This window comes from Lawsonibacter asaccharolyticus (genome assembly GCF_022453915.1).
Lineage (GTDB): Bacteria > Bacillota > Clostridia > Oscillospirales > Oscillospiraceae > Lawsonibacter > Lawsonibacter asaccharolyticus.
Window position 1 is genome coordinate 2,854,261 of the sequence record NZ_CP091870.1, and the last position, 14,251, is coordinate 2,868,511.

13 protein-coding genes are annotated in these 14,251 nt (G+C 62.2%); 11 read left to right on the forward strand and 2 right to left on the reverse strand.

The window, feature by feature from the left end; all coding sequences use genetic code 11:
* The first annotated feature begins 19 nt into the window (after positions 1-19).
* The 8 genes from L9O85_RS13730 (at position 20) to L9O85_RS13765 (ending at position 9,798) form a co-directional block, all read left to right on the forward strand.
* Positions 20-616, forward strand: a complete 597-nt coding sequence (locus L9O85_RS13730; protein ID WP_050623290.1) for a Maf family protein — start codon at positions 20-22, stop codon at positions 614-616.
* The gene (gene mreC / locus L9O85_RS13735) at positions 613-1,455 is read left to right on the forward strand and encodes a rod shape-determining protein MreC (protein ID WP_050623289.1); all 843 of its coding nucleotides are present in this window, start codon (positions 613-615) and stop codon (positions 1,453-1,455) included. Before L9O85_RS13730 ends, mreC begins: the two co-directional genes overlap by 4 nt.
* Positions 1,456-1,512: 57 nt before the next feature.
* Positions 1,513-2,025 carry a rod shape-determining protein MreD gene (locus L9O85_RS13740; protein ID WP_108980361.1) on the forward strand — a complete coding sequence of 171 codons (513 nt, stop codon included), beginning with the start codon at positions 1,513-1,515 and terminating at the stop codon, positions 2,023-2,025.
* A gap of 29 nt (positions 2,026-2,054) precedes the next feature.
* Positions 2,055-4,160, forward strand: coding sequence for a penicillin-binding transpeptidase domain-containing protein (locus L9O85_RS13745; protein WP_108980360.1), 2,106 nt, complete (start codon positions 2,055-2,057; stop codon positions 4,158-4,160).
* Positions 4,161-4,255: 95 nt separating this feature from the next.
* Positions 4,256-6,064, forward strand: a complete 1,809-nt coding sequence (gene lepA, locus L9O85_RS13750; RefSeq protein WP_050623286.1) for a translation elongation factor 4 — start codon at positions 4,256-4,258, stop codon at positions 6,062-6,064.
* Positions 6,065-6,071: 7 nt separating this feature from the next.
* Positions 6,072-6,296 (forward strand): hypothetical protein, encoded by a 225-nt coding sequence (locus L9O85_RS13755; RefSeq protein ID WP_256182971.1) that lies wholly within the window; start codon positions 6,072-6,074, stop codon positions 6,294-6,296.
* Positions 6,297-6,521: 225 nt separating this feature from the next.
* On the forward strand, positions 6,522-7,958 hold the full coding sequence (locus L9O85_RS13760; protein WP_301578940.1) for an aldehyde dehydrogenase family protein: 1,437 nt from the start codon (positions 6,522-6,524) through the stop codon (positions 7,956-7,958).
* Between the two features lie 871 nt (positions 7,959-8,829).
* Positions 8,830-9,798, forward strand: coding sequence for a lysine exporter LysO family protein (locus tag L9O85_RS13765; RefSeq protein ID WP_301580170.1), 969 nt, complete (start codon positions 8,830-8,832; stop codon positions 9,796-9,798).
* A 51-nt stretch (positions 9,799-9,849) separates the two neighbouring features.
* Here the strand turns inward: L9O85_RS13765 and L9O85_RS13770 are convergent, their stop codons facing one another.
* Positions 9,850-10,152, reverse strand: a complete 303-nt coding sequence (locus L9O85_RS13770; RefSeq protein WP_050623283.1) for a helix-turn-helix domain-containing protein — start codon at positions 10,150-10,152, stop codon at positions 9,850-9,852.
* A gap of 126 nt (positions 10,153-10,278) precedes the next feature.
* Here L9O85_RS13770 and L9O85_RS13775 point away from each other — a divergent pair, with 126 nt between their 5' ends.
* The 3 genes from L9O85_RS13775 to L9O85_RS13785 all read left to right on the forward strand — a co-directional run bounded on the left by L9O85_RS13775 (position 10,279) and on the right by L9O85_RS13785 (position 13,013).
* Positions 10,279-10,788 (forward strand): hypothetical protein, encoded by a 510-nt coding sequence (locus tag L9O85_RS13775; protein ID WP_276758576.1) that lies wholly within the window; start codon positions 10,279-10,281, stop codon positions 10,786-10,788.
* 165 nt (positions 10,789-10,953) lie between these two features.
* Positions 10,954-12,225 carry a putative DNA modification/repair radical SAM protein gene (locus L9O85_RS13780; RefSeq protein WP_276758578.1) on the forward strand — a complete coding sequence of 424 codons (1,272 nt, stop codon included), beginning with the start codon at positions 10,954-10,956 and terminating at the stop codon, positions 12,223-12,225.
* Positions 12,222-13,013: a TIGR03915 family putative DNA repair protein gene (locus L9O85_RS13785; protein ID WP_301578944.1), complete on the forward strand. Its 792-nt coding sequence runs from the start codon at positions 12,222-12,224 to the stop codon at positions 13,011-13,013. Before L9O85_RS13780 ends, L9O85_RS13785 begins: the two co-directional genes overlap by 4 nt.
* 64 nt (positions 13,014-13,077) lie before the next feature.
* Here the strand turns inward: L9O85_RS13785 and L9O85_RS13790 are convergent, their stop codons facing one another.
* Positions 13,078-14,250 (reverse strand): iron-containing alcohol dehydrogenase, encoded by a 1,173-nt coding sequence (locus L9O85_RS13790; protein WP_276758582.1) that lies wholly within the window; start codon positions 14,248-14,250, stop codon positions 13,078-13,080.
* Position 14,251 lies beyond the last annotated feature (1 nt).

The following is a 14,251-nucleotide window of genomic DNA, read 5'->3' on the forward strand; positions in this document are numbered from 1 at the left end:
GGAATTTCGAGGTGTTCTCATGTCCATTATCCTGGCTTCCCAATCCCCCCGGCGGCGGGAGCTGCTGGCCCAGATGGGGGTCCCACAATTTGAAGTCGTCCCCGCCCTGGGGGAGGAGATCGCTTCCCCGGGCCTGTCCCCCGCCCAGCTGGTGGAGGTCCTCTCACGCCAGAAAGCGGAGGAGGTGGCTGTCCAGGCCGGGCCGGACGATGTGGTCATTGCCGCCGACACGGTGGTGGCGGTGGACGGTGCCGTGCTGGGCAAGCCCCGGGACCCAGCGGATGCCGCCCGGATGCTCTCCCTGCTCTCCGGCCGGGCCCACACAGTCTACACCGGGGTTACGGTCCGGCGGGGGACCTTCAGCCGCACCGCCCACGAGGCTACCCAGGTCCGCTTCCGCCCGCTGACCCAGTCTGAGATCTCGGCCTATATCGCCACCGGCGAGCCCATGGACAAGGCCGGGGCCTACGGCATCCAGGGCCGGGGCTGTGTGCTGGTGGAGGGGATCGACGGGAATTACCACAATGTGGTTGGCCTGCCCACCTGCCTGCTGGCCGGCATGCTGCGCCAGGTGGGGATCGATGTGCTCACTGGAGGACAGGAGGGGCGTCCATGAAACATTTTCTGCGGCAGAATGGCCTGCTGCTCCTGATCATCGCCCTGCTGCTGTCGGTGCTGATCGGCATCGTGTCCGCCGTGATGGGGGGCAACGCCGACCCTCTCTCCAACGCGGTGGGCTTCATCACCACCCCCATCCGCAATGGGGTGAGCGCCGTGCTGGACTGGGCCGACGGCGTGCGTGCCTATGTCTTTCATTATGAGGAGATGGAGCAGCAGATCCAGGACCTGGAGCGCCAGGTCGCTGAGCTGGAGGAGCAGGCCCGGGAGGGCCAGGAGGCCAGCCGGGAGAACGAGCAGCTGAGGGAGCTGCTGGATCTGCAGGCCAAGCGGAGGGACTTCGTCTTTGAGTCCGCCAAGGTCACCGCCCGCTCCTCCACCAACTGGGACTCCACTCTCACCATCGGCAAGGGGAGCAGCGCGGGTCTGGAGGTCAATGACTGCGTGATCACCGAGACAGGCACCCTGGTGGGGGTGGTCTCTGAGGTGGGTCTGAACTGGTCCAAGGTCTCCACCCTGATCAATACCGACATCGAGATCGGCGGCCAGGTCACCCGCACTTACAGTGCCGGGATCCTGGAGGGAGACTTCACCCTGATGAGCCAGGGCAAGCTGAAGCTGAGCTATCTGCCCGACGGTGCCCAGCTGGTAGCAGGGGACGAGGTGGTGACCTCCGGCAAGGGGGACGTGTTCCCCTCCGGCCTGGTGGTGGGCACCGTGGAGGCCGTCTTCACCGACCCCTCCGGCATGAACCGCTACGCGGTGGTGGAGCCCGATGTGGACCTGGACAGCCTGGTGGAAGTCTTTGTCATCAAGAGCTTTGACATCGTGGAGTGACGCCGCCGCGTTTCCTGCCGTCTCTCTCCCGATCTTTTCCGAAAAGGGGGCGCCCCTGTGACCCGACGAGACCAAATCTATAAGTGGTGCATCTACGCCCTGGGGCTCTTCCCTATCTGGGTGCTGGACGCCTTTGTCCTCAGCCGCTATCCCCTGCTGGGGATCACTCCCACCCTTCTGCCTCTGGCGGTCTCCGCCGTGGCGGTGCTGGAGGGGGCCCTTCCCGGCTCCGGCTTTGGACTGGCGGTGGGTCTGCTCTGGACGCTGGCCTACCCGGGCAGCAGCAGCCTGCTGGTCTTCGGCATGGCGCTGGCCGGCTTCCTGGTGGGCATCGTCTCCCAGTATGCCCTGAACCAGAACTTCCTGGGTTGCCTGATCTGCTCCGCGGCTGTCCTGGCCGTGCAGGAGGTCGTCCGCCTGCTGGCCGGCCTGTTCACCCAGATCGCCCCCATCCAGTCGCTGCTCCAGGTGGCGGTGCCGGAGTTCCTCTGGTCTCTGTGCTGGATGCCCTTGGTCTATCTCATCTTCCGATCCATCTTCCGCCGGGTGGGGGGCACCCGCCTGGCGTGACCTGTCCGCTCTGAAAGGGGGCGTGCGCCATGGAGAAAAAACAATTTCACCGTCGGGGGCTGGGGATGCTCCTCCTGCTGGCCGTCATTCTGTTCGGGCTGGGCTCCTCCCTCTATGACGCCCAGATGATCCACGGGGCGGAGTATCTGGCCCGCTCCCAGAACAGCATTGCGGAGACCCAGACCGTGGAGGCCGCCCGGGGGGACATCCTGGACCGGTACGGCCGGGTGCTGGTCTCCAACCGGGTCACCTATCAGGTCGCCCTGAACACCGACGCCATGGAGAAAAACCGCAACGACATCCTCCTGGCCCTGATCCGCATTGCCCGGGATGCCGGCGTGGAGTGGGAGGACACCCTCCCCATTACCGCCCAGCCCCCCTTCCGCTACACCACGGACACCCCCTTCCAGTATCCCACCACCGATGAAGAGGGCAGCCCCACCACCAGCCTCACCCGCCTGGGGCGGCTGGCGGTAAAGATGAAGTGGATCGATGACCCCACCGCCGACGGGGCCCAGGGCGCCCCCCTTCCCACCGCCGAGGAACTGCTGGAAAAAATGCGGGAGAGCTTTCAGCTGGAGTTGGAGGGCGCGGATATGCGCGCCGTGGCCGGAGTACTGTACGAGCTGTACTACCGCTCCATGGTGAACAGCTGGCCTCCCTATGTCTTTGCGGAGGGCGTAGACATCGACTTCATCTCTAAGGTGAAGGAGCAGGGCCTCTCCGGCGTGGAGATCGAGGCCGCCACCGTCCGCACCTACAACACCGAATACGCTGCCCATCTGCTGGGCCGGGTGGGGGCCATTGAGAACTGGGATGCATATAAGGACCTGGATCTGGACGGGGACGGCACGCCGGACTATGAGATGGACGACACTGTCGGCAAGGAGGGGGCCGAGCTGGCTTTCGAGTCCTACCTGCGGGGCACCGCCGGGGTCCGGGAGGTGGAGCGGAATACCAGCGGCAAGGTGGTGTCCGAGAAGTGGACCACCGCCCCCCAGCCGGGGGACAACGTGGTGCTCACCATCGACATCGACCTTCAGAAGCAGGTGGAGGACATCCTCTCCCAGGCTATTCCCCAGCTGGCCAGTGAGGACACAGAGGGCGCAGCCTGCGTGGTGATGGACGTGAACCGGGCAGAGGTGCTGGCCTCCGCCTCCTACCCCTCCTATCACCTGGCCACCTACTCTGCCGATTTGGCGGAGAACAGCGCTGATCCCCTCAAGCCCTTCCTGAACCGTGCTTTCCAGGGTGTCTATGCCCCCGGCTCCACCTTTAAGATGGTCACCGCTGTCGCCGGACTGGAGAGCGGGATCATTGAGCCGGATACCGAGATCATGGACACTGGCGTCTACACGTATTATCAGGACGACGGCCCCCAGTGCTGGTATTGGCGCCAGTACCGGCGCAAGCACGGCCTGGTGAATGTGTCCGAGGCGTTGGAGGTCTCCTGCAACGTATTCTTCTTCGATGTGGGCCGCCGGGTGGGCATTCAGGGGCTCCAGGAGTTTGCCGCCAAATTCGGCCTCGGGGAGCCCACCGGCATCGAGCTGTATGAGGAGACCGGCGTCATGGCCGGACCGGAGTACACTCAGTCCATGGGGCAGACCTGGTACGAGGGCAGCACCCTGTCGGTGGCCATCGGCCAGGAGAGCAGCCAGTTCACCCCCCTCCAGCTGGCCAACTACATCGCCACCCTGGTCAACGGGGGCACCCGGTACTCTGCCCATCTCCTCAAGGAGGTCAAATCCAGCGACTTCTCCCAGGTGCTTTACACCTACGAACCGGAGGTGCTGGACTCCATCGACATCCAGCCGGAGAATCTGGATGCGGTGAAAGCGGGGATGCTGGCCCTGACCACCGGGAAGGGCTCTCTGGCCCGCTATTTCCAGGACCTTCCTGTCCAGGTGGGCGCCAAGACCGGCTCCGCCCAGGTGAACGCCGAGACGGAATCCAACGCTGTTTTCGTCTGCTTCGCCCCCTATGACGATCCGCAGATCGCCATCTCCCTGGTGGTGGAGAAGGGCGGCAGCGGCTCCACTCTGGCCAGCATCGCGGCGGACATCCTGCGCTACTACTTCTCCGCCGAGGAATCCCGGGAAGAGACCTTGACGGAGAACACCCTTATCCGGTAAAATAGGGGCCGCTGATCCTATCGGAGTAGAGCCCTCTTCTTCCCACACGCCCCGCTTCCACGGGGCCGTGGATCTTCCCAAGGAGGTTTCCTTTTATGACTGACCGATCTTTGATCCGCAACTTTTCCATCATCGCCCACATCGACCACGGAAAATCCACGCTGTCTGACCGGCTCATTGAGCTGTGTGACGCCGTCCCCCAGCGGGAGATGGAGTCCCAGCTGCTGGACAACATGGATCTGGAGCGGGAGCGGGGCATCACCATCAAGGCCCGGGCCGTCCGCCTGGACTACAAGGCGGAGGACGGCAGGACCTATGCCCTGAACCTGATCGACACCCCGGGCCACGTGGACTTCAACTATGAGGTGTCCCGGTCCCTGGCCGCCTGCGAGGGCGCGGTGCTGGTGGTGGACTCTACCCAGGGTGTGGAGGCCCAGACCCTGGCTAACACCTATCTGGCCCTGGAGCACGACCTGGAGATCCTGCCCGTGTTCAACAAGATCGACCTCCCCGCCGCCGACCCCCAGAAGGCCAAGCACGAGGTGGAGGACATCATCGGCCTGCCCGCCCTGGACGCGCCGGAGATCTCCGCCAAGCAGGGGATCAACATCCCCGCTGTGCTGGAGGACATCGTGCAGAACGTCCCCGCCCCCGCCGGCGACCCGGACGCCCCTCTGAAAGCCCTGATCTTTGACAGCCAGTATGACCCCTATCTGGGCGTCATCGTCTATTTCCGGGTGATGGAGGGCACGCTGAAAAAGGGCATGGGGGTCAAAATGATGGCCTCCGGTGCCAGCTATCAGGTGCTGGACTGCGGGTATCTCCGCCCCCTGGGCATGGACTCCTGCCAGCAGCTCACCGCCGGTGAGGTGGGCTGGTTCACCGCCTCTATCAAGAACGTAAAGGACACTCAGGTGGGTGACACCATCACCGGCGCCGACTGTCCCTCTGCAGCCCCCCTCCCCGGCTATCGGCCGGCCCAGCCCATGGTCTTCTGCGGCATCTACACCGAGGACGGCTCCAAATATCCTGATCTGCGGGACGCCTTGGATAAGCTCCAGCTCAACGACGCCTCCCTGTCCTTCGAACCCGAGTCCTCCATTGCCCTGGGCTTTGGGTTCCGCTGCGGCTTTTTGGGCATGCTCCACATGGAGATCATCCAGGAGCGGCTGGAGCGGGAATTCGACCTGGACTTGGTCACCACCCTCCCCTCCGTGATCTACGAGGTCACCAAGACGGACGGCACCGTGGTGCGGGTGGACAACCCCCACAACTACCCCGATCCCGGCGCCATCCTGGAGGCCCGGGAGCCCTATGCTAAGGTCTCCATCATCTCTCCCCCCGACTATGTGGGCAACATCATGCCCATGTGTCAGGACCGCCGGGGCGTGTTTAAGGACATGCAGTATCTGGACACCAACCTGGTGGAGCTGCACTACTCCATGCCCATCGGCGAGATCATCTACGACTTCTTTGACGCCCTGAAGGCCCGCACCAAGGGCTATGCCTCCCTGGACTACGAGCTGGAGGGCTATGAGCCCAGCGAACTGGTCAAGGTGGACCTGCTGCTCAATGGAGACCAGGTGGACGCCCTCAGCTTCATCGCCCACAGGGACAAGGCCTATGCCCGGGCCCGACGCATCTGCGAGAAGCTGAAGGAAAACATCCCCCGCCAGCTCTTTGAGGTCCCGGTCCAGGCGGCCATCGGCGGCAAGATCATCGCCCGGGAGACCGTCAAGGCCATGCGGAAGGACGTGCTGGCCAAGTGCTACGGCGGCGACATCACCCGCAAGAAGAAGCTGCTGGAGAAGCAAAAGGAAGGCAAAAAGAAAATGCGTACCTTGGGCACAGTCCAACTGCCCACTGAAGCTTTCATGGCAGTCCTCAAGCTGGACGAGGAGTGAGACACCTATGAAAAGATCCCATTTCGGCGTTATGCTGTTTCTGACAGGCAGCCTCGGATACCTTATCTTCAGCTTGTATCTGTCCCAAAATCAATATACCTATAACGGCATGACGGGCACCCTTGCAGCGCTGCTTGGCAACGAGCTGCTGATCCCCTACCTCGTTTTTTGCGCTATGGGGGTCATTGGATTTGTCATCTGCCTGTACGAGGCCTTTATCCGTAAACCTTAAGGATATCCCTCCCTGCCAAAAGCACCTTCCCTCCCGCGCTGTCCCATACGCCGGAGGAAGGTGCTTTTTTCTCTCCAGCCTGGTGTTCCAGTGTCAGGATAAAAAACTTCTATCAAGACCATTGAAATGAAGTATTGGACGGGAGAGGAAGAAGTGGTATAATGGCGACAGTAAGGAAAGCTGGACGGAGGTCCGGCAAATAATAAGGAAAAGGAGATCATTACAATGGCGAAAGAAGTCACTCCTGAGCAGATCGAAATGCTGGACGGGATGGTCGCTAAGGCCCGCGCTGCGGCGGAGATCATCGCCACCTATGACCAGGAGCGCGTGGACCGGCTGTGCCAGGCGGTCGCCGCTTCTGTGATCGACATGAAGGTTTGGGCGAACCTGGCTGACGAGGCAGTGGACGAGACCGGCCTGGGCGACAAGGTGACCAAGCGGAACAAGCGGAACAAGCTGAAGCTGATCCTGCGGGACTGCCTGCGTCAGAAGAGCGTGGGCGTGATCGAGGAGATCCCTGAGAAGGGCATCGTGAAGTATGCCAAGCCTGTGGGCGTGATCGCGTCTCTGGTGCCCACCACCAACCCCTGCCTGACCCCTGCCGGCCAGGTGATCTATGCCATCAAGGCCCGTGACGTCATCATCTGCAGCCCCCATCCGCGCGCGAAGAAGACCACCAACAAGTGCATTAACATCATCCGTGAGACCCTGGTGCGTGAGGGTGCTCCCGCCGACATCATCCAGGGCATCGAGGAGCCCAGCATCACCCTGACCCAGGAGCTGATGAAGCGCTGCGACTTGGTCATCGCCACCGGCGGCCGTCCCATGGTCAAGTCCGCATACTCCTCCGGTGTGCCGGCCTACGGCTCCGGCGCCGGCAACGCGACTGTCATCATCGACAACACCTGCAACACCGCCGAGCGTCAGGCTGAGGCTGCCATGAACACCCGGATCTCCAAGTGCTCCGACTTCGGCTCCGGCTGCTCCTGCGACGGCAACCTGATCATCCACGAGGACGTGTACGACGGGTTCGTAGCCGCCCTGGTGAAGGAGGGCGCTTACCTGGCCAACGAGGAAGAGGCTGAGAAGCTGAAGGCCGTCATGTGGGACGAGGCTGGGCACCGTCTGCCCAACACCGTGGCCATCAGCCCGCAGAAGCTGGCGGAGGCCGCTGGGTTCGAGATCCCGGCTGACCGGAAGTTCATCGCTGTGACCGGCGGCGGCATCGAGAACGTGGGCAAGGAGCACTTCTTCTCCAGCGAGAAGCTGACCACTCTGCTGACCCTGTTCAAGTACTACGGGGAGTTTGAGAACGCACTGACCATGATGCAGGCCATGTTCAACGTGGGCGGCAAGGGCCACAGCTGCGGCATCTACTCCTTCGACGACGACCACATCCATCGTCTGGGCATGTGCGCCCCCGTGTCCCGCATCATGGTGCGCCAGCCCAACAACCGCGGCAACTCCGGTTCTTCCACCAACGGCATGCCTCCCACGTCTTCCATGGGGTGCGGCACCTGGGGCGGCAACATCGTGTCCGAGAACATCTGCCTGAAGCACTACATGAACACCACCTGGGTGGCCCGTCCTCTGCCCGAGGATATGCCCAGCAACGAGGAGCTGTTCGGCGAGTTCAACAAGCCGGACATGGACGTGGAGTGATCTGAGAGCCAGTTCTGATCCATTCCGTGCCGGCCCGGCCGGGCCGGCACGGTTTTCCAGAGAGGCGGCGCGAGGCCGCTGAAAGGTCCAAGGCGGAAAGCCGAGGCCGGGGCCCCGAAGGGGGCCGCTGACCTCCGTTTCCATCGCTACCCCTGTACAGAAGGCCGCCGGACATGCCTGCCAGTCGGCAGGCCGGGGCCCGGTCCCCTTTTGTATTGTCTCCTTCTTCCCACAAACGCCCGGTCCTTTCGGACCGGGCGTTTGTGGTGTTTCCCAATGAGGCGGGACAGGCCGCGGGGACTTTCCCCCTCCCTGTTCTAGATTTGTGTTGATATAAGGATACCCGGCAAATCTTTCGTCGATTTGCCGGGTGTTCTTGCTATGTATCAGATAATTTTTGCCTTGTTTGGCTTTTCAACGGAGTAAATAACGGTCAAAATGGGATTTTTAGCTTCAAACTATATGAAAAATTGTAGGAACAAGTAAAACTATAATTGCTCCTGTTACACTTACAGTTATAACTTTCCAAAAATCTTCCCTTTGCTGTTTGGTCATATTTTTATACCAATCCATACAATCACGTTCCTTTATCAGATTTGTCTAACTACTTTATTTATGATGATAGCAAAAATTCTTTGGTGTTTCATTTTCTATCATTATAAAATATAAACATGTTTTGTGCAAGGCACACTGGTGAAATCGCCGGAGTTGGAATCATCAGCACTTAGCTTGAACAGGGACCTTTCCCCATTTTTCTGGACTTTTTTCTTCACCCATGCTATAATAATTTTTTGTCCGCGTCCGGAGGGCAGGAGACCCGCCCTCCGTTTCTTTTCGTCTATTCATGTCAGGAGTGATCCCGTTGCAGCAGATGTCCGGCACCCTTCTTGATCTGATCCTCTATCTGGCTCTGGTGGCTCTTGGGGCCTTTCTGGGCTCCCGCCCCCAGATCCAGTCCCTTCCCATGCCCTGGCTGGGCCGGTTTCAGACGGCGGCTCTGCTGCTGCTGATCGTGACCCTGGGGGCCGAGCTGGGGTCCAACGAGGAGATCATCTCTTCCCTGGGCACCATTGGGCTCAACGCCCTGGCGGTCACCCTCACCTCCATGGTGGGCAGCATGCTGGCTGTCCACGCCCTGAGAAAATATCTGCTGAAGCTGAACGCTCAGGGCCGTTCCTGCCAGGAGGCACCGGAGGACAGCGACCCGGGTTCCGGGGAGGCGGTCCACGTGGACCACAGCCTGACCTTCGCCATCGTCTTCACCGTAGCGGCGGGCATTCTGGCGGGCCGCTTCCTGCTCCCCGACGCCGCCGTAGCCCACTGTGGCACGGTCATCCGCTGGGGGCTGTACCTGCTCCTCTTTCTGGTGGGCCTGGATATGGGCCGGCAGGGCAACCTGATCCGGGATATTCGGGCCGCCGGGCTCCGGGTCCTTCTGGTCCCGCTGGCGGTTATGGCGGGCACCTTTGCGGTGACGGCCCTGGTAGGGCTGTTCCTGCCCCTGGGCCCCAAGGACTGCGTAGCGGCAGCGGCCGGATTCGGCTGGTATTCCCTGGCCCCCACCCTGCTGGCTCCGTACTCCCTCACCGTATCTGCCACCGCTTTCCTGTCCAACATCATGCACGAGCTGTTTTCCATTGTGGCCGTCCCCATCGTGGCCCAGAAGCTGGGCTATATCGAGGCGGTGGCCCTCCCCGGTGCCACAGCTATGGATACCCTGCTACCGGTGGTAGTCAGCGCCACTGCCGACCGCATGGCCATCTACTCCTTTGCCTCGGGACTGATTCTCTCCCTAGCCGTCCCAGTGCTGGTCCCCGCCATCATCGCGCTCCCCCTCTGAACACTTTCCAGAACAAGAGCACCGGCTCAGGCCCACGCCCAAGCCGGTGCTCTATTTTTCCCGCATGGCGTCCACCAGACGCTCCAGCGCCTCCGCCTCCCGCTCCGAAAGGCCGTCCATCCGCAGACACCTGCTCTCCTCCCTGCTCTGGAACACCAGAGCATCCACGGAGAGATCCAGAAGCTCCATCATCTGGAACAGAAGAGGCACCGAGGGCTTCCGACGGGAGCCCTCGATATTCTTCAAATGAGTGGGCGTGATATCCAGAAGCTCCGAAAGCGCATCCTGAGTCAGCCCCTTCTTCATGCGGGCCGCGCGGATGGCATCCCCCAGGGCCCTTGTTTCCATGCTCATTTCTGACAACTCCCTCTCCGTTATCTTACAGATAATCTTTTCCCTTGCGAATTATCTGAAAGAGTGCTAGCATAGTATCTATAAGATAACCAAAAAAAGATACCTGAGACGAAGAGGCCGCCGTCTATGATGAAGTCCGTCATTCTGCTTTTGATGATATTAGGGGTGGGAGGATGGGTCCTTTCTCACAGTGCCTCTTATATCGCCCACAGGAGGGCGGCTCATGGGCCGCTGACCCGAGACTTTTTTCATGGAAACTCAGAGATACCCCCGGCATTCCGCCAGGCCCTGGAGGAGACCATCGTCTTCCTGGATAACCGGCGGGACTGGGCCGCCGGGAGTGCGCTGGACGCCGGCACGACGGACCTGTGCTGGATCGAGATCAAGGACTGTGACCTCTTGCTCCGGGCTGGTCTCTTTTCTCCTGGAAACTTGGGACGCCTCCAGATCCGCAGGCGCCTGCCCCTCCTGCCCCCGGGTGCGCTGCCCCTCAGCGGATCGGAGGCGGCCCAACTGACTCATTTTCTCCTCGCCGCTCTTCAGGTGTATTACCGGGGCGCACCGGAGGTCACTTCCGCCGGCCCCCGGTGTCTCCGTGCGGACTTCTCCCCTCTCCATGGCACTCCAGAGCACTAAAAGGGCGCGGGGCCCGATCCGCAGATCGGGCCCCGCGCTCCTCCAATATGGGCACCGTATCACCTTCCCCCATTGGAAAGGTTTTGGCATGTTCTCTCCCCTTGACAGAAACATATGTTTGGTCTATTATAATACATATGTTCGATTTCAAGGGAGGGAGACCCCATGGACCTGATGGACAAGCTGACCATCCTGGCGGACGCCGCCAAGTATGACGCCGCCTGCACCTCCAGCGGACTGGACCGGGCCGGACGGGCGGGCCGGCTGGGCTCCACCATGGCGGCGGGCTGCTGCCACTCCTTCTCCGCTGACGGGCGGTGCATCTCCCTCCTGAAGATCCTCTATACGAACATCTGCGCCTACGACTGCCAGTACTGTGTCAACCGCCGGTCCAACGATCCGCCCCGGGCTGCTTTTACTCCCCGGGAGCTGGCCGAACTCACCATCCAGTTCTACCGCCGCAACTATATTGAGGGGCTCTTTCTCTCCTCCGCCGTGCTGCGGGACCCGGATTATACCACCGAGCGGATGATCGAGGCACTGCGCCTGCTCCGCCAGGATTATGGCTTCGGCGGCTATATCCACGCCAAGGCCATCCCAGGTGCAGATCCCCTCCTCACCCAGCAGCTGGGCCTGCTGGCCGACCGGCTCAGCGTCAACATCGAGCTGCCCAGCGCCAAAAGCCTGGCCCTGCTGGCCCCGGACAAGGGCCGGGCCGGTATCCTGGCCCCCATGGCCCAGATCCGGGATGGGATCACCCAGTCCCGGCAGGAGCTGGCCAAATACCACCATGCCCCCCGCTTCGCCCCGGCGGGCCAGTCCACTCAGATGATCGTAGGTGCCACGCCGGAGAGCGACCGCCACATCCTGATGCTCACCCAGGGGCTCTACGACAAGTACCATCTGAAGCGGGTCTTCTACTCCGCCTATATCCCCGTCTCCTCCAGCTCCCTGCTCCCCGCTCCCCAGGGCTTTCAGCCGCCCCTGCTGCGTGAACACCGGCTGTATCAGGCGGACTGGCTGCTGCGCTTCTACCACTTTCGGGCCGAGGAGCTGCTGGACGAGGGGCGGCCCGACTTCGACCTCCGTCTGGACCCCAAGTGCGGCTGGGCCCTGCGCCACCTGGACCAGTTTCCTGTGGAGGTCCAGCGGGCCGACTATGAGGCCCTGCTCCGGGTGCCCGGCATCGGGGTCACCAGCGCCAAGCGCATCCTCACAGCCCGGCGGGCCGGACCCCTGTCCTTCTCCGGCCTGAAAAAGCTGGGGGTGGTCCTCAAGCGGGCCCAGTACTTCATCACCTGCTCCGGCCGCATGCTGGAGGGTCTGCGAGTGCGGGAGGATGGCATCCTGTCCCATCTGGCTGCCCTGGATCGCCCCGCCCTGGCCCAGGTCCAGCCGGAGCAGCTCTCCCTCTTTGGAGAGGAGGGGGCCTCATGAGCTGGCAGCAGGTCTGCTTCGATTATGACGGCAGTTATCCCGGCTTTCTCACCTGTGTGTTTGAGAGCTATGCCCACCGCGAGGAGGCCGTCTGCTTCACCTCACCGGAAGAGGACCGCCTCACCCTCTGGCCGGAGCGGCATGTGGACACCGACCAGGCCAAGGCGGAGCGGGTGTACCGCTCTCTGTCCAAAAAGATCTCCCCCCAGGCCTGCCGGCTGGTGACCCAGGCTTTTCTCACCTGTCTGCCCGAGCGGGAGCTGCACATGTACCGTTTCCTGCGGCTGGGCTACCAACGGGGGGCGGACATCACCCGGGATCTCACCGACGACCGGGTCCACGTGCTGTGGAAGGCGGTGCAGCACCTGGGGAGCGAGGCCCATCTGCTCAAGGGGTTCCTCCGCTTCTCCGATCAGCAGGGGGTGCTGGTAGGGGAGATCGAGCCCAAAAACCGGGTGCTTCCCCTCCTCCGCCCCCACTTCTGCACCCGGTACTCCGGGGAGCACTTCCTCATCTACGACCACACCCACCGGGAGCTGCTGATCCATCAGCCCGGTCGGTGGGCCATTCTGCCCGCGGAAGACTTTGCCCCTGCCCCGCCGGGGCAGGAGGAGGTGACCTACCGGCGTCTGTGGAGGCGGTTCTATGACACCATCGCCATCCGGGAACGGGAAAATCCCCGGTGCCGGATGACCAACATGCCAAAGCGGTTCTGGGGCACTATGACGGAATTCCAGCCCGACGAGGGCGCACTCCCCGCCCCTGGACCGCGGGGGAAGGGATGGTGAAAAAAGCGCAGCGCCTGGAGAATACTCCGGGCGCTGCGCCTTATTTGCAGAGCTTTCTGTCTGGTCAGCCCAGGCTCTCCCGGAAGATCTGAAGGATCTCCTCCCGATCCAGATCCTTGTAGCCCCCGGTGAGGTGGATGGTCACGTCAGCCAGCCCCTCCAGCATGTCCTCCGTCACGCCCAGCGCACTGGTATTCATGGTCAGCCCAAGCTCCTTCATCCAGCCCTCCATGGCCGCCAGCCCCTCCTCCGCCGTCTGGAGGTCGGTCTTGTCCGCCGGGTCCACTCCCCATACCTGGACGGCGAACCGCTTGAATTTGTCCAGCCCATAGGGGAGGATGTGCCGGTAGTAGGGCAGGGAGACCGCCGCCAGCGTCATGCCGTGGGTGGCGTTGGTGTAGCCCCCCACCGCCTGGCCCAGCATGTGCACCATCCAGTCGGTGGACTTGCCCCGGGACACCAGGGTGTTCAGCGCCCAGGTGGCGGTCCACATGATGTTGCTCCTGGCCTCGTAGTCCTGGGGATCCCGGTTGGCAGCCCGGCTGGAGCACAGGAGGGAGCGCATCAGCCCCTCGCTGAGATAGTCGCTGGTGTTGTCATCCTCCCCGGAGAAGTACTGCTCGCAGATGTGGTTGAAGATGTCGTAGATACCCGCGACCATCTGCTCCCGGGGCAGGGTGAGGGTGAAGCGGGGATTCAAAATGGAGAAGCGGGGCATCACCGCCTCGTCAGCAAAGACGTGGCCGATCTTCTGCCGGGTCTCCTGGTTGGTGATCACCGAGCCGGCGTTCATCTCTGAGCCAGTGCCCACCATGGTGAGCACACAGCCCACCGGCAGGATGGGGCATTCTGGCTCCTCAAAGCGGAGATAGTATTTCTCCCATGGGTCCTCCGGACAGTGGACCGACACAGCGACCGCCTTGGCATAGTCGCACACCGAGCCTCCGCCCACCGCCAGCAGCAGGTCAGCCCGGTGCGCCCGAGCGACCCCAATGCCCTCATACAGTTTGGCCAGGGTGGGGTTTGGCATGACTCCGGCGATCTCCGCCACCTGTTTTCCCTCCTGGTCCAGAATGGCCCGCACGGCGTCATAGATACCGTTGCGCTTGATGGAGCCCCCGCCGTAGATGAGGACCACCCGGTCCCCATATTTGGGCAGCTCCTTGTGGAGCCCCTCCAGCGACTGCTCTCCAAAGTACAGCTTGGTGGGGTTGCAGTAAGTAAAATTTCCCAGCATG

Bases quoted from the DNA above. Each gene is read 5' to 3' on its own strand.
- L9O85_RS13730 (WP_050623290.1), top strand. From the start codon at position 20: ATGTCCATTATCCTGGCTTCCCAATCCCCCCGGCGGCGGGAGCTGCTG.
- mreC (WP_050623289.1), top strand. From the start codon at position 613: ATGAAACATTTTCTGCGGCAGAATGGCCTGCTGCTCCTGATCATCGCC.
- L9O85_RS13745 (WP_108980360.1), top strand. From the start codon at position 2,055: ATGGAGAAAAAACAATTTCACCGTCGGGGGCTGGGGATGCTCCTCCTG.
- lepA (WP_050623286.1), top strand. From the start codon at position 4,256: ATGACTGACCGATCTTTGATCCGCAACTTTTCCATCATCGCCCACATC.
- L9O85_RS13755 (WP_256182971.1), top strand. From the start codon at position 6,072: ATGAAAAGATCCCATTTCGGCGTTATGCTGTTTCTGACAGGCAGCCTC.
- L9O85_RS13760 (WP_301578940.1), top strand. From the start codon at position 6,522: ATGGCGAAAGAAGTCACTCCTGAGCAGATCGAAATGCTGGACGGGATG.
- L9O85_RS13765 (WP_301580170.1), top strand. From the start codon at position 8,830: ATGTCCGGCACCCTTCTTGATCTGATCCTCTATCTGGCTCTGGTGGCT.
- L9O85_RS13770 (WP_050623283.1), bottom strand. From the start codon at position 10,152: ATGAGCATGGAAACAAGGGCCCTGGGGGATGCCATCCGCGCGGCCCGC.
- L9O85_RS13775 (WP_276758576.1), top strand. From the start codon at position 10,279: ATGATGAAGTCCGTCATTCTGCTTTTGATGATATTAGGGGTGGGAGGA.
- L9O85_RS13780 (WP_276758578.1), top strand. From the start codon at position 10,954: ATGGACCTGATGGACAAGCTGACCATCCTGGCGGACGCCGCCAAGTAT.
- L9O85_RS13785 (WP_301578944.1), top strand. From the start codon at position 12,222: ATGAGCTGGCAGCAGGTCTGCTTCGATTATGACGGCAGTTATCCCGGC.
- L9O85_RS13790 (WP_276758582.1), bottom strand. From the start codon at position 14,250: ATGCTGGGAAATTTTACTTACTGCAACCCCACCAAGCTGTACTTTGGA.